Source organism: Paraburkholderia aromaticivorans (assembly GCF_012689525.1).
GTDB lineage: Bacteria > Pseudomonadota > Gammaproteobacteria > Burkholderiales > Burkholderiaceae > Paraburkholderia > Paraburkholderia aromaticivorans_A.
Genome location: NZ_CP051515.1, coordinates 2112648 through 2126301 on the forward strand (window position 1 = coordinate 2112648; position 13654 = coordinate 2126301).

The 13654-nt window shown below is 64.1% G+C and carries 14 protein-coding genes; 6 read left to right on the forward strand and 8 right to left on the reverse strand.

Translation table 11 applies throughout. The annotated features are described in order from the left end of the window. Positions 1–59: 59 nt before the first annotated feature. The 4 genes from HF916_RS21270 to HF916_RS21285 all read right to left on the reverse strand — a co-directional run bounded on the left by HF916_RS21270 (position 60) and on the right by HF916_RS21285 (position 4406). Positions 60–1058: an Ldh family oxidoreductase gene (locus HF916_RS21270; RefSeq protein WP_168790797.1), complete on the reverse strand. Its 999-nt coding sequence runs from the start codon at positions 1056–1058 to the stop codon at positions 60–62. Between the two features lie 186 nt (positions 1059–1244). Then, positions 1245–2615: a C4-dicarboxylate transporter DctA gene (dctA, locus tag HF916_RS21275; protein ID WP_206001834.1), complete on the reverse strand. Its 1371-nt coding sequence runs from the start codon at positions 2613–2615 to the stop codon at positions 1245–1247. Positions 2616–2810: 195 nt separating this feature from the next. Further along, a complete protein-coding gene (locus HF916_RS21280; RefSeq protein ID WP_168790798.1) occupies positions 2811–3986 on the reverse strand; it encodes a UxaA family hydrolase in 1176 nt (391 codons plus the stop codon). Between the two features lie 75 nt (positions 3987–4061). Beyond that, positions 4062–4406, reverse strand: coding sequence for a UxaA family hydrolase (locus HF916_RS21285; RefSeq protein WP_240975458.1), 345 nt, complete (start codon positions 4404–4406; stop codon positions 4062–4064). A 255-nt stretch (positions 4407–4661) separates the two neighbouring features. Here HF916_RS21285 and HF916_RS21290 point away from each other — a divergent pair, with 255 nt between their 5' ends. Beyond that, positions 4662–5420 carry a GntR family transcriptional regulator gene (locus HF916_RS21290; protein ID WP_168790799.1) on the forward strand — a complete coding sequence of 253 codons (759 nt, stop codon included), beginning with the start codon at positions 4662–4664 and terminating at the stop codon, positions 5418–5420. Between the two features lie 25 nt (positions 5421–5445). Here HF916_RS21290 and HF916_RS21295 read toward each other — a convergent pair whose 3' ends face one another. Further along, complete coding sequence (locus tag HF916_RS21295) at positions 5446–6378, reverse strand: 2-hydroxyacid dehydrogenase (RefSeq protein WP_168790800.1); 933 nt, start codon at positions 6376–6378, stop codon at positions 5446–5448. Between the two features lie 257 nt (positions 6379–6635). Between HF916_RS21295 and HF916_RS21300 the strand changes: the two genes are divergently transcribed. Next, on the forward strand, positions 6636–8114 hold the full coding sequence (locus tag HF916_RS21300; RefSeq protein ID WP_168790801.1) for a sensor domain-containing diguanylate cyclase: 1479 nt from the start codon (positions 6636–6638) through the stop codon (positions 8112–8114). 122 nt (positions 8115–8236) lie between these two features. Here HF916_RS21300 and HF916_RS21305 read toward each other — a convergent pair whose 3' ends face one another. After that, positions 8237–8539, reverse strand: coding sequence for a putative quinol monooxygenase (locus HF916_RS21305; RefSeq protein ID WP_168790802.1), 303 nt, complete (start codon positions 8537–8539; stop codon positions 8237–8239). A 293-nt stretch (positions 8540–8832) separates the two neighbouring features. On the opposite strand from HF916_RS21305, the gene HF916_RS21310 reads away from it, so the two are divergent. Further along, positions 8833–9249, forward strand: a complete 417-nt coding sequence (locus HF916_RS21310; RefSeq protein WP_168790803.1) for a VOC family protein — start codon at positions 8833–8835, stop codon at positions 9247–9249. Here the strand turns inward: HF916_RS21310 and HF916_RS21315 are convergent. Continuing rightward, on the reverse strand, positions 9246–10646 hold the full coding sequence (locus HF916_RS21315; RefSeq protein WP_168790804.1) for a heavy metal sensor histidine kinase: 1401 nt from the start codon (positions 10644–10646) through the stop codon (positions 9246–9248). The two genes, HF916_RS21310 and HF916_RS21315, sit on opposite strands and share 4 nt — an antisense overlap. After that, positions 10643–11314: a heavy metal response regulator transcription factor gene (locus HF916_RS21320; RefSeq protein WP_168790805.1), complete on the reverse strand. Its 672-nt coding sequence runs from the start codon at positions 11312–11314 to the stop codon at positions 10643–10645. Before HF916_RS21320 ends, HF916_RS21315 begins: the two co-directional genes overlap by 4 nt. Positions 11315–11508: 194 nt before the next feature. Between HF916_RS21320 and HF916_RS21325 the strand changes: the two genes are divergently transcribed. The 3 genes from HF916_RS21325 (at position 11509) to HF916_RS21335 (ending at position 13642) form a co-directional block, all read left to right on the forward strand. Next, positions 11509–12141: a hypothetical protein gene (locus HF916_RS21325; RefSeq protein ID WP_168790806.1), complete on the forward strand. Its 633-nt coding sequence runs from the start codon at positions 11509–11511 to the stop codon at positions 12139–12141. Between the two features lie 92 nt (positions 12142–12233). Further along, on the forward strand, positions 12234–12869 hold the full coding sequence (locus tag HF916_RS21330; RefSeq protein ID WP_168790807.1) for a cytochrome b/b6 domain-containing protein: 636 nt from the start codon (positions 12234–12236) through the stop codon (positions 12867–12869). Beyond that, positions 12866–13642 carry a molybdopterin-dependent oxidoreductase gene (locus tag HF916_RS21335; protein WP_168790808.1) on the forward strand — a complete coding sequence of 259 codons (777 nt, stop codon included), beginning with the start codon at positions 12866–12868 and terminating at the stop codon, positions 13640–13642. The genes HF916_RS21330 and HF916_RS21335 overlap by 4 nt, the downstream gene beginning before the upstream one ends. The last annotated feature ends 12 nt before the right edge of the window (positions 13643–13654 follow it).

The following is a 13654-nucleotide window of genomic DNA, read 5'->3' on the forward strand; positions in this document are numbered from 1 at the left end:
GCGCCTCGCCGGACAACTGGCGCGGGGGCGTGGTGAGGTGGCGCCTTGCTGGACGTCGGCTAAGCGCGGCCTTCGAGTTGTGCGATCAAAGCGTCTGGAATCTCCACGCCGTCTTTTCGCGCTGTGTCCGCGAGATGCTCCCTTCGATCGCCGGGCAAGCGCACGTCGTCGTCCATGAGCATCATGTCGATCAGCGTCTCCACGCGCAACAGATAGGTTTCGTCGCCGGCGAGCGCGCCTGGATCGATCGCCCAGAACAGATGGCCGATGCGCGAGCGCTCCCCCTCTTCGGTCAGAAAGGAGCCGGCTTCGTAGCCGAAGTTCGCGCCCGTCAGGGCCGCCGCCAGCAGTTCGACGACCAGTGCCAGCATCGCGCCTTTGGCACCGCCGAACGGCAGCATCATGCCGTCGAGGGCAGCGCGGGCGTCGGTGGTCGGCTGGCCGTCGCGGGTGGTCGCCCAGCCTTCGGGAATCGGCTTGCCGTCGCGCGCGGCCAGCGCGATCTTGCCGCGCGCGATCTGCGACAGCGCGAGGTCGATCACGAGCGGCTCGCCCTTGCGGCGCGGGAACACGGCGGCGATCGGGTTGGTCCCGAACAGGGCGCGCCGGCCGCCCCACGCGGGCATCGCCGCCGGTGAATTGCTGAACGCAAGCGCGACCATGCCCGCCGCGCCGAGCGCGGCCAGATGGGCGGCGCCCACCCCGAAATGGTGGCTGCGCTTCACGCCCGCGACCGCGCTGCCGAATTGCTTCGTGCGCTCGGCCAGCGTGGCGACCGCAAGGTCGCACGCGGGATAGGCCAAACCGTCCGCGCCGTCGATGAGCACCGCCGCGCCGCGATCCGCCACGATCGTCGCTTGCGCGGCGGGGTCGACGCGGCCGTTGCGCAACTGCGCGCAATACATCGGCAGACGCGATACGCCGTGCGACGACAAACCGCGCAGATCGGCATAGACCAGCGCGCGTGCCGTGGATTCGGCCGTGGCCGGCAACGCGCCCGCGCGGCGCAGAGAATCGACGGCAAGCGTGGTGAGCGCGTCGGGGGACAGTCGGGCCATCAGGTATTCCTCAAGGTGTGGTGTTGAAATTGGTCGGGCACCGCGGCGAACCGTTCAGCCGGTAGCGCCGCTACGCGCCGGGCGACGAGTGTGGGATCGAAGCGCTCGCAAAGCAATGCCGCAATGTGTCGATTGCGGCATCGTCCGTGCCGATCCTCTTCCGGATCGTTGTTGTGATTGTCCTACTTAACCGCCCTTTTCCAGCAGCGTCGTGCCGGCAGCCGGGTGTCTTTCCTCGAGACCAGGTTGAGTCGACGACGGCTGAGCCTGCGGTTTCGGCTGAGCCTGCGGCTGCACCTGATCCCGCACTTCGCGCGGAGCCGCGAGGAATTCCCTTGCCGCCCGCGCATCGAAAGCACCTTCCCAGCGCGCGACCACCAGCGTCGCCACCACGTTGCCGATCATATTGGTCAGCGCGCGGATTTCGTTCAGCACGCGATCGACGCCGAGAATCAGCGTGATGCCCGCCACGGGAATGATGTTGTGCGTGGACAGCGTCGCCGTCAACGCAACCAGCGCCGCGCCCGCCACGCCCGCGCCACCCTTCGACGTCAGCATCAGAATCGCCAATAGACCCAGTTGCTGCATCAGCGAGAGATGCGTGTTGGTGGCCTGCGCGATGAAGAGCGAGGTCATCGTCAGATAAATCGCGGCGCCGTCGAGGTTGAACGAATAGCCCGTGGGCAGCACGAGCCCGACGATCGCCCGCGGGCAGCCCATGCGTTCGAGCTTCTCCATCAGGCGCGGCAGCACGGATTCCGTGGTGGACGTGCCCAGCACGATCAGCAGTTCCTCGCGGAAGTAGCGCAAGAGCGGCCAGAGTCCGACGCCCGCCCAGCGCGCCGCCGCACCGAGCACGACGACGACGAACAGGATGCTGGTGATGTAGAAACAAAGAATCAGCAGACCGAGCTGCTGCAAGGTGCCGATACCGTATTTGCCGACCGTGAAGGCGATCGCGCCGAATGCGCCGAGCGGCGCGAGCCGCATGATCATCTCGACGATGCGCATGAGCGTGTCGCCGAACTGTTCGATGCCGCGCATGAGCAAGCGGCTGCGCTGCGACATGATCGACAGCGCGATGCCGAACAGCACCGAGAACAGCAGCACTTGCAATAGATCGCCGCGTGCAAATGCGCCGACGACCGAATTCGGCACGAGCAGATCGAAGAAGCTCGACGACGCCGAATGCGCGTCCGCCACGTAGTGCGTCATGGCGTGCGCGTCGAGCGTGGCCGGATCGATGTTCAGCCCCGCGCCGGGATGCAGCACGTTCGCCACGACCAGCCCGATCACGAGCGCGATGGTGGTCACCACCTCGAAGTAAAGCAATGTTTTGAAGCCGACGCGGCCGACCTGCTTCAGGCTTTCCATCCGCGCGATGCCGACCGACACGGTGCAGAAGATCACCAGCGTGATCAGCATCTTGATGAGACGGATGAAGGTATCGCCGAGCGGTTTCATTTCGACGCCGAACGCAGGCGCGAAGTAACCGACGAGAATTCCGGCCGCAAGCCCGATCAGGACCTGCACGTAGAGATGTTTGAGCACGCGCAAGATGGTGTCTCCTCCACTCGCTGCCGCCAGATGTCGAAACCGGCGCCGTTAGCGGCATGGCTTGCCGGCAACGGGCGGCGGCGTGGCCGTTCTCCGTGCCGGCGCGCGCCGGGGTTGGGGGTCCACTGCGATACTACCAGGCAAACGCGGCAAGCGCGGCAACCGCTCCGGCCACGCTTTGCCTGGCCGCCAGACTCAGGCGCTTTCGAACAGCCGCGTCAGCACGAACTCGCGATGACCGAGCGCTTCCGCCGCGGTAAAGCGGCCGTTGATCGTGGCCATCATGCATTCGAGCAATTTGTCGCCGCTCTGATCAAGGTTCTGTTCGCGCTGCAGGATGCCGGTCACGTCGACGTCGATATGCTCGCCCATGGTGCGCACCGTACGCGGGTTCGCACAGATCTTGATGACCGGCACGATCGGATTGCCGATCACGTTGCCCTGCCCCGTCGGGAAGAAGTGCACCGCGAAGCCGGACGCCGCGCACAACGTCACCATCTCGGCCGCCGCCGACGACGAATCCATGAACCACAGACCGGCATGCGTCGGTTCCTCGGCTTTGTCGAGCACGCCGTCCACCATGCACTTCTTGCCGATCTTCTGGATGTTGCCGAGCGCCTTTTCCTCGATGGTCGTCAGGCCGCCGGCGATATTGCCCTTGGTCGGTTGCGACTCGGAAAGGTCGTCCGTTTTCCAGCGGTTGATCATGTCCTGATAGCGGTCGAACATGAACTGGAAACGCTCGCGCACGCCGTCGTTGGCGCAGCGCGCGGCCACGATCTGCTCGCCGCCGGTCAATTCCGACGTCTCGCCGAACACGAGCGTGGTGCCGAGTCCGTACAGCTTGTCGAAAGCATTGCCGACGGTCGGATTGGCGCCGCAGCCCGAGGTCGTATCCGACTCGCCGCATTTGGTGGAGACCCACAGATCCGAGATCGGACATTCCTCGCGATCGAGCGACGTAGCGTACTGCACCATTTCCTTGGCCGCTTTCGAGGCGCGCATGATGGTGTCGTGATCGCCGTGCAGTTCGATGCCGAAGCCCATCACCGGCTTGCCGGTTTTCGCAATGCCGTCCACCACGCGCTTGGTCCAGCCTTCCTCGATGCCGATCACGATCACCGCCGCGACGTTCGGATTGCTGCCCGCGCCGATCAGCGTGCGAAAGTGCAGATCAAGGTCGGCGCCGAACTGTAGCCGCCCATACGGGTGCGGCAGCGCCATGGTGCCCTTGATGTTGTTCTCGACGGCTTGCGCCGCGGCGTTCGACAGATCGTCGACCGGCAGGATGATCACGTGGTTGCGTACGCCAACGCGGCCATTGTCGCGACGATAGCCGCGGAAAGTCGTATCCAGGTCAATCACGCTCATGGTGTATCTCTCGTTCAGATCGTTCAGATGTGGGGCGATTCGATTGCGGCAGTGCGGGTAGTCGACCAGCGCGACTTACCAGCGCTTCGTCTTGATGTTGTGCACGTGGGCGTGTTCGCCGGCGCTGATCGGCGCGACCACCTTGCCGATATCGACGCCGTACTTGAACACCGTGTCACCCACCGCCATGTCCTTGAGCGCCACCTTGTGACCGATCGGAATGTCCTGTTTGGCCGGGAAGGTCACGATCTCGTCGTCGTCCATGATCCACGCATTGAGTTGCGTTCCCGCCTTGATGCCCTCGACGACCGCCACACCGACCGTGTCTTTCGCCTCGTGCAACACGATGTGAATCGTCTTGCGTTCGGGCGACGCGCCCGCTGCCGCGGTGCCCTTGATGTCTGCCGTGGGATTGCTCATTAGCGTCTCCATTCGTGAATTGAATGCGGTGTCGTGCCGCTGGGAAAGCGCAGCCAGATGCGCTGCTGTGGAATGGATATTAGGCGGCGCATCGATGGATGTCAACTAGGTCATCTATATGTGTTACATGAGTGTTTTCCAGTAGAGCCGCAGAATTCAGGTCATCTGGATGGACTAGATGAGTTTGTCGTTTAAAATCGGGGCGGGTTTAACTCGCGAGCGGCATCGCACGGCTCGCGCATTTCAGAGGTCTTCATGAGCACGCTCGCCATTAATCCGCCCGCGCTGGGCGGCACGCGCTACAAAGAGGTCAAGAGCGCGATACTCGCCGCGCTCTCGGCAGGCGAATGGAAAGGCGGCGAATGCATTCCTTCGGAGAAGCGGCTCGCCGAGCGCTTCGGCGTATCAATCGGCACGCTGCGCAAGGCGATCGACGAACTGTGCGCCGAGAACATCCTGATCCGTCACCAGGGACTCGGCACGTTTGTGTCCATGCATCAGCGCGACCGGCATTTTTTTCGTTTCTTCCGGATCGTGCGGCGCGACGGCGACAAGGCCTATCCCGTCGTCACGCTGATCCATTTCAAAAAGGCCCGGGCCTCGCGCGAAGTGGCGGCCGTGCTCGGCGTTGAAAACGGCGCGCGCGTGTTCCAGTTTGTCAACGGCCTGGCGCTGCATGGCAAAACGGTGCTCATCGAACATATCACCGTGCCGGAGGCGCACTTTCCGGGTCTCACCGAAACGAAACTGCGCAACCGGCCGAACACGCTGTACAACTTCTATCAGGATGGTTTCGGCATCAACGTGGTCGAAACCGATGAACGCGTCAGCGTGGGTCTGGCGAGCGAACTGGAAAGCGCCGAGTTAGGCGTCGAGGCCGGGGCGCCCTTGCTGGAGATCCGGCGTATCGCCTACTCGTATCATCGTGCCGTGGTCGAGTTGCGTGTTTCGCGGCTCAACACCGAAGAGTACGAGTACATCGGCAACCGGCCGGGCAGCAACGAAGAAAAGTAGTCGCGGAGCGCGCTGGTTGTGGACGTCAGATCGGCGTCAATACCGCTTCTCCCGCAAAATGCCGGCTGGCGTTGCTCAAGAAGTTGTCGACCGAGGCCGTGATCGCTTCCGGTGAGCGGCCGCCCACGTGAGGCGTCAACACGACGTTGCGCAGTGTCAGCAAGGCTTCGGGCGGATTGGGCTCGCTCTCGTAGACGTCGAGCGCCGCGCCGGCAATCGTCCCTGTTGTGAGCGCCTGCGCGAGTGCCGCCGTGTCGAGCACGCTGCCGCGCGAGACGTTGACCACGAAGCCGTGAGAACCGAGCGCCTCGAACACCGCCGCGCCGATCAGATGACGCGTACCCGCACCGCCCGGCGTTGCGACGATCAAAAAGTCGCTCCAGCGCGCGAGCCTTTCCACGCTGTCGAAGTACTGATGCGGCGAGCCTTCGCGCGGCTTACGGTTGTGATAGCCGATTTCCATCTCGAAGCCCGTGCCGCGCCGCGCGACCTTCTCGCCGATATTGCCGAGCCCGACAATGCCGAGGCGCTTGCCGGAGACATTCGGGCGCATCGGCAAGGTGTCGCGCCAGACGCCCTCGCGCGTGGCCTGATCGAGTTGCGGCACGTCGCGCACCACCGCGAGCAGCAAGGCGAACGCATGATCGGCCACGCAATGATCGTTGGTGCCCGCGCCGTTGACGAGCACGATTTCGCGCGAGCGGGCGTGGTCGACGGCGAGGTTTTCATAGCCCGCGCCCATCGCGCTGACCAGTTCGAGTTGCGGCATGCGGTCGATGTCCGCGGCGGCGAGCCCGGTCGTGCCGTTGGTCAGCACGGCGCGAATCGTCTTGCCGTGCGCGTCGAGCGCGGCGGCTCGCCCGGCGGCGTCGGGCGCATAGACGACGTCGAACGCGGCCTCGATCTTCGCGCGGCTTGCATCGTTGAGGTGGATCAGAACCAGTAGGGATGGCTTCATGGCGGCGCTTTTTCCTGGCGACGTGGATAGACGGACAATTTTCAGGCCAGTGTAACAAGCGTCCGGAAGGCTTGCCGGCAAGCCGGCTCAAGGGCTGGATGCCCCGCCGGCTGCGCCCCGGCGTGTCTCAAGTCCAGCGGAACCCCGCCGTTATCTCGTTGGATAGCCTGACGCAAAAATGATGCGTAACCGGTCTTTCTTTTCAGCCACCGCCCAACCCGTCTTAAAATAGCGGCACTTCCGATTTTGAGAACCTCATGCTGGATATCCTCCCGCGCGGCCCCGCGCCCGCCAACGACGATTCCGAGATGTTCGAACTCGCGCCCGTCTCGCTCTGGCTCGAAGACTTCAGCGGCGTGCGCACCTTGTTCGATACATGGCGGGCAGACGGCGTGACCGATCTGCGCGCGCATTTCGCCGCGAATCCGGGCTGCGTCGCGGAATGCGCGCACAGCATCCGCGTCATCAAGGTCAATCAGAAGACCCTGACGCAATTCGAGGCCGCCGATTTCGAGGCGCTCACCGGCAATCTCGCCTCGGTGTTCCGCGACGACATGCTCAAGACGCACCTGGAAGAGTTATGCCAGTTGTGGGCCGGGCAATCGCAGTTCACCAGCCAGACGGTCAACTACACGCTCGGCGGACGACGCCTCGACGTGCTGCTCAAGGGCGCCGTGCTGCCCGGCCACGAGGCGCGCTGGGACCGCGTGCTGGTGTCGGTCGAGGACATTACGGAACTGGAAGGCGCGCGGCATCGCGTGACGCTTGCCGAGCAGTATGTGCGCGGCCTGTTCGAGTATTCGCCGGTGTCGCTCTGGGTGGAGGATTTCAGCGCGGTCAAGCGTCTGCTCGACGAAGCGCGTGCGGCCGGCATCAACGATTTCCGCGTGTTCACCGACGTGCATCCCGAGTTCGTCGAGCGCTGCATGCAGGAAATCCACGTGCTCGACGTGAACCAGCACACGCTCGACATGTTCGCGGCGAAAGACAAGAAAACGCTGCTGTCGCATCTCGCCGACGTGTTCCGCGACGACATGCGTCCGCATTTCCGCGAGCAGCTGGTCGATCTGTGGGACGGCAAGCTGTTCCAGCAGCGCGAAGTGCTCAACTATTCGCTCGACGGCAGCGAGGTGCACGTGCACTTGCAGTTTTCCGTGCTGCCGGGGCATGAGAAGAGCTGGGATCTGGTGCTGGTGGCGCTCACGGACATCACGGCGCGCAAGAAGGCCGAAGCCTACCTTGAGTTCCTCGGCAAGCACGACGTGCTGACCAAACTGCGCAACCGCTCGTTCTACGTGGACGAACTGAACCGGCTCGAACGCAAGGGCCCGTGGCCCGTGACGATCATCGTGGCCGATCTGAACGGTTTGAAACGCGTGAACGATCAGCTCGGCCACGCGGCGGGCGACGCGCTGTTGCGGCGTGCCGGCGAGGTGCTCGCCAAAGCGACCGAGACGCCGTTTCATGCGGCGCGCATCGGCGGCGACGAGTTCGCGATCCTGATGCCGGACACCGACGAGCGCGGCGGTGCCGCGATGGTCGATGCGATCCGGCAACTGGTGGAGCTGAACAATCAGTTTTATCCGGGCTCGCCGCTCAGTTTCTCGATGGGCGCGGCCACCTGCCAGCGCGGCGACCGGCTCGAAGCGGGCGTGCAGCGCGCCGATCTGCTGATGTACGAGGAAAAGCGCGCGACCTACGCGAGCCAGCCGGCGGGCGACCCGGCGGGCCGCTGAACATTGCCTTGGCCACGCCGGATCACGGCGTCGCGTCGGCACGGCCAGCGCAATTTTTGCGTTGCGGCATCGGCGAACCGGACGACGGCGCGACCGGCCACGCCCCGCCGTCCGTAGTTCGCTCAGCCCGGCAACTTGGCCGCCAGCACATCGACCTTTTCGATCGTGGGCGGAGAGGCGAACAGGTCGCCGGCCTTCGCCATCAACGCGGCCGCCACCTTGCCGTTCAGGTGCGCGTCGCGGCCGGCTTCATCCGGAAAGGCGTCGAAGATACCGAAGGTGGACGGCCCCAGCTTCAAACCGAACCACGCGACGGTGCCCGGCTCCTCCTCGACGAGCGGCAAGCCGCCAAGCAGAAACGCTTCGACTTCTTTTTCCTTGCCGGGCTTGGCTTCGAGACGAACGTACAGTGCGAGTTTGACCATGACAGAACTCCTGCTGTGAGATTCGAACAATGGTGTGCTTTGCCAGGTTTCGCAAAGCGCGACGAGACATGCGGGGTCGCCAAGGAAGGCTATCGAAAAAGTATAGTCCGACGCTCGTGTAACGTCGCGTCGCGACGCACCGCTCGCGCCCGTATCCGCACCCGCCGGTTTGCGATGGCGCAGCATCCCGCGTACCGGACGCCGGCAACTTCATGCTGAAGGCCGCGTATCTGAAGAAGGTTTGAACGAACGGCGCTGGCCGGCACAGGCAGCACTCAGGAGGAGCGACAGCGATGCTTTCCCACGTTTTTATCGGTATCGGCGATTTCGAGCGCGCTTGCGGCTTTTACGGTGCGCTGATGGGCACGCTCGATCTGCGGCTCAAGTTCCGCGATCCGGACGCGTGCTGGGCCGGCTGGATGGCGGCGGATGCGCCGCGCCCGCTGTTCGTGATCGGCAAGCCTTACGACGGCCAATCTGCGTCGGCCGGCAACGGTCAGATGATCGCCCTGCTCGCCGCCGACCGCGTCACGGTCGATCGCGCGCACGCCGCGGCGCTTGCCCACGGCGGCACGTGCGAGGGGCCGCCGGGTTTGCGTCCGCAGTATCACGCGAACTATTACGGCGCGTACTTTCGCGATCCGGACGGCAACAAGCTCTGCGTGTGCTGTCACGAACCGGAAACCCCGGCCACCCCGACCAGATCTTAAGCGCCCGGAAAGCGCAACTCGAAGCGCACCACGCCTGACGCAGGACACACCACGCGCGCCGTGCCGCCATGCAGATGCATGATCGCCTTGACGATCGCGAGACCCAGACCGCTCGATTCGGTGAACGCGCTGCGCGCCGCGTCCCCGCGATAGAAACGATCGAACAGACGGCCAAGTTGCTCCTCGGGAATCGGCGCGCCGTCGTTTTCGACCACCACGGTGGCGCCCTCCTCGTCCTGCGTGCCACGCAGACGCACCACCGTATCGCTCGCGCCGTAACGCACGGCATTGACGACCAGGTTGTTGATCGCACGGCGGCACAGCATCGGATTGACCGATGCCACGCCTGCGGCCTCGACCACGAAGCGCATGCCGCGTTCGTCGGCGGGACCTTCGAAATAGTCTGCGATCCTGACGAGTTCCTCACGCAGATCGACCGGCTCGCGTTCCACCGAGAGCGCCGCATGGTCCGCATGCGCGAGAAACAGAATGTTCTCCGCGATATGGCTCAGGCGACTCAGTTCTTCGAGATTCGATTCGAGCACCTGCTGATACTCGTCGGGCTCGCGGGTGCGCGCGAGCGTCACTTGCGTCTGCCCGATCAACGCGCCGACCGGCGTGCGGATCTCGTGCGCCAGATCGGCGGAAAACTGCGAGAGCCGTTGATAGCCATCGGCGAGACGGTCGAGCATGGCGTTGAACGCATGCGTGAGCTGGCGCAATTCGAGCGGCGCCGCCTCGCTGTCCAGCCGCACCGACAGGCTCGTGGGGCTGATCTGCGCGGCCCGCGCGGCAATCTCGCGAACCGGGCGCAACGCGCGGCGCAGCACGTACCAGGCGAGCAGCGTCGCGGCCAGCATGCCAATCAGCGTGGCCAGCACGATGCGGTTGCGGTACGCGGCCAGCATGCGAACTTCCTCCGTCATCGGATGGCCGGCGATCACTTCGACTTCGGTACCGTCCTCGCGCGCCTTTGCGGTTGCGATTGCCCAATGCACCGGCACGTCATCGGGCAGGCGCGTCTGGCGGATGTCGGCAAAGGTCGGCACGCGGCCCTCCACGCCGGCTTGCAGCGCGGGCACGGCCACGCCCGCCGGGTTCACGTCGATGAACGGCGCTTCGCCCGGACGGCGAAACAGCAGCACGTCCTGTTCCGCGCCGAGCATGGTCTCGAACAGCAATGGCCGGCTCTTCAGTTCGCTGACCGAATAGAGATCGCGCACGATGCGGCTGAAATGCTCGACGCGGGCGGTCAGCACCACGTCGGCGCGGCGTTGCAGCGAGACTTCGGCGGAGTGATAGAAATACGCGCCGAGCGTGCCGATCACCACGCACGCGATCGACGCGAACAGCACCGTGGTGCGAGCCGTGAGCGAGCGCCCGGTCCAGAATTTCATGAGCCGTCGCCGAAGGTGTAGCCGATGCTGCGCACCGTATGGATCAGCTTCTTTTCGAACGGATGGTCGACCTTGGCGCGCAACCGTTTGATGGCCACGTCGACCACGTTGGTATCGCTATCGAAGTTCATGTCCCACACTTCGGAGGCGATCTGCGTGCGCGACAGCGCTTCGCCCTGGCGACGCACCAGCAGATGCAACAGCATGAATTCCTTGTTGGTGAGCGGAATCTCCACGCCTTCGCGCGTCACCTTGCGGCGCAGCACGTCGAGCTTGAGGTCGGCGATCTCGAACACGTCGCTTTCGCGGATCACGCCGCGGCGCAGCAGCGTGCGGATACGCAGCACCAGCTCCGTAAATGAAAACGGCTTGACGAGATAATCGTCCGCACCGAGTTCGAGACCGCGAATACGGTCGCTGACGTGGTCGCGCGCGGTCAGGAAAATCACCGGCAGATCGCGCCGCGCCCGCAGTGCACGCATGATTTCCCAACCGTCGATGCCGGGCAGCATCACGTCCAGCACCACGAGGTCGTATGCATTTTCGAGCGCCATATGCAGGCCGTCCGTGCCGGTGCGCGCGAGATCGACCGCATAGCCGCTCTCACGCAAACCCTTCTTCAAGTAGTCGCCGGTTTTCGGATCGTCTTCGATGACGAGGATGCTCATGGTGCTCGGTGCTCCGATTCGGACGTCCGCTCAGAGGTTCGCTCTGGCGCTCGCCGAATTTTGGACGTGGATATGCCGGCCATTTTACGTGGCCGTTGCGCGCCATTCATGACGTTTTTGTCATCCGTCTGTCACTCGCCGGAGCCCGTCCCGGGTCTAATCTGCCCCTATCCTTCACCACTTGGAGCAGATTCATGAAGATCGTTTCCGCGCGTGCGTTGCGCGCCTTCGCGGCCCCCGCGCTCGTCGCCGCTGCTTTCCTCGCTGCCGGACCGGCTGCACAGGCCCAGAGCGCCGCGCCGACCGGCGTGCGCGGCACGGTGACGTCGCTGTCGGGCGATCTGCTCAAGGTCCACACGCGCGACGGCAAGGACGTCGACGTGAAGCTCGCCAAGGACACGCCGATTCGCGGCGTGGTGCTCGCCAACATCAACGACATCAAGCCGGACAGCTATGTCGGCACCGCCGCGATTCCGCAGGCGGACGGCACGCTGAAGGCGCTCGAAGTGCACGTGTTCCCGGCGAGCATGCGCGGTTCCGGCGAAGGCCATCGTCCGTGGGATCTCGGCGGCAACAGCTCGATGACCAACGGCACAGTCGGTTCGCTCGTGGTCAGCAACGGCCGCACGATCACCGTGAAGTACAAGGACGGCGAAAAGAAAATCGTGATTCCGCAAGACGTGCCTATCGTCGCGCTGGAACCGGGTGACCGTTCGCTGCTCGTGCCGGGCGCGAAAGTCGTGTTGTTCGCGCACAAGGAAGCCGACGGCTCGATGGCCGCCAACTTCATCTCCGCGGGCGAGCATGGCGTGACGCCGCCGATGTAATACGGCGTTGCCAGCTGTCCTGTTTGCTTGAACAGCCGCGTTCTTCAATGACGCGGCTTTCCTCTTCCTGTTCGTCTCGCGACCCTTGCACCATGCCCGAACCGCAAACGCGCCTGCTCGTCCACCCGCTCGTCGTGCGAATCACGCACTGGATCAACGCGTTCGCGATGGTCTGCATGGTGATGAGCGGCTGGGCCATCTATAACGCGTCGCCGTTTTTCCCGTTCAGATTTCCGGTTTGGGCGACCGTCGGGGGATGGCTGGGCGGCTCGATTGCGTGGCATTTCGCGGCGATGTGGCTGCTCTGCGCGAACGGGTTGCTGTATTTCGCGTATGGCGTTGGACGTGGGCATTTCCGGCGCAAGCTGTTGCCAGTTCATCCGCGCGACGTGGTGCATGACGCAAGCCTCGCGCTGCGCTTCAAGCTGCCGCACGATTCCGGCAAATATAACGCGGTGCAACGTGCACTGTATCTGCTCGTGCTGTGCCTTGGCGTGTTGCTAGTGGCGTCGGGGCTGTCCATCTGGAAGCCCGTGCAATTCTCGTGGCTCACCGCGCTATTCGGCGGCTTCGACTTTGCGCGGCGCGTGCATTTCATCGCGATGGCGGGCGTGGTCGGTTTCGTGGTCGTGCATCTGGCGCTGGTACTGCTCGTACCGCGCACCTTGCTGCCGATGCTGACGGGACGCGCACGGCCACATTCGGCGCATGAAGGGAGCCAGGCATGAGCGCATCCAAACCCAACGGCAACGCGCGCCAATCCCGCATCGTGCTTGCCGATCATCAGCCGCAAATCGAGCGCCTGCAACGGCGGCTGTTCCTGCGGTCGTCGCTCTCCATCGGCGCACTGGCGATGCTCTCGGGCTGCAACATGCAGGACGGCGATTCGGTCGACAAGGTGCTCTGGGCCATGTCGCGCTGGAACGATCGCGTGCAAGGCTGGCTGTTCGACCGCAACAAGCTCGCGCCGACCTATTCGGCACGTGAAATCACGGACCCGTTCCCGTTCAATGCGTTTTATCCGGAGTTCGACGCGCCGGACATCGACGGCTCGACGTATCAACTGGAAGTGTCGGGGCTCGTCTCGGACAAGCGCACCTGGAATCTCGATCAGCTACGCGCATTGCCGCAGGCTTCGCAGATCACACGCCACATCTGCATTGAAGGATGGAGCGCGATCGGACAATGGCGCGGCGTGCCGTTTCGCACGTTTCTGGAGCGCGTCGGCGCCGATCTGAATGCGCGCTATGTCGGCTTCAAATGCGCGGACCGCTATTACTCCAGTCTCGACATGGCGACGGCCCTGCATCCGCAGACGCAGCTCACGCTCGATTTCCGCAATGAGCCGCTGCCGGCCAAATACGGCTACCCGCTGAAGCTGCGCGTACCGACCAAACTCGGCTTCAAGAATCCCAAGCACATCGCGGCGATCTTCGTGACCAACACGAATCCCGGCGGCTATTGGGAAGACCAGGGGTACAACTGGTTCAGCGGTTTGTAACCTATAGCGCGG

Coding starts and splice junctions, on each gene's coding strand:
- HF916_RS21320 (WP_168790805.1), bottom strand. CDS start 11,314: ATGAGCATCCTCGTCATCGAAGACGATCCGAAAACCGGCGACTACTTG.
- HF916_RS21280 (WP_168790798.1), bottom strand. CDS start 3,986: ATGAGCGTGATTGACCTGGATACGACTTTCCGCGGCTATCGTCGCGAC.
- HF916_RS21305 (WP_168790802.1), bottom strand. CDS start 8,539: ATGGTCAAACTCGCACTGTACGTTCGTCTCGAAGCCAAGCCCGGCAAG.
- HF916_RS21330 (WP_168790807.1), top strand. CDS start 12,234: ATGCCCGAACCGCAAACGCGCCTGCTCGTCCACCCGCTCGTCGTGCGA.
- HF916_RS21270 (WP_168790797.1), bottom strand. CDS start 1,058: ATGGCCCGACTGTCCCCCGACGCGCTCACCACGCTTGCCGTCGATTCT.
- HF916_RS21300 (WP_168790801.1), top strand. CDS start 6,636: ATGCTGGATATCCTCCCGCGCGGCCCCGCGCCCGCCAACGACGATTCC.
- HF916_RS21335 (WP_168790808.1), top strand. CDS start 12,866: ATGAGCGCATCCAAACCCAACGGCAACGCGCGCCAATCCCGCATCGTG.
- HF916_RS21310 (WP_168790803.1), top strand. CDS start 8,833: ATGCTTTCCCACGTTTTTATCGGTATCGGCGATTTCGAGCGCGCTTGC.
- HF916_RS21295 (WP_168790800.1), bottom strand. CDS start 6,378: ATGAAGCCATCCCTACTGGTTCTGATCCACCTCAACGATGCAAGCCGC.
- HF916_RS21285 (WP_240975458.1), bottom strand. CDS start 4,406: ATGAGCAATCCCACGGCAGACATCAAGGGCACCGCGGCAGCGGGCGCG.
- HF916_RS21315 (WP_168790804.1), bottom strand. CDS start 10,646: ATGAAATTCTGGACCGGGCGCTCGCTCACGGCTCGCACCACGGTGCTG.
- HF916_RS21290 (WP_168790799.1), top strand. CDS start 4,662: ATGAGCACGCTCGCCATTAATCCGCCCGCGCTGGGCGGCACGCGCTAC.
- HF916_RS21325 (WP_168790806.1), top strand. CDS start 11,509: ATGAAGATCGTTTCCGCGCGTGCGTTGCGCGCCTTCGCGGCCCCCGCG.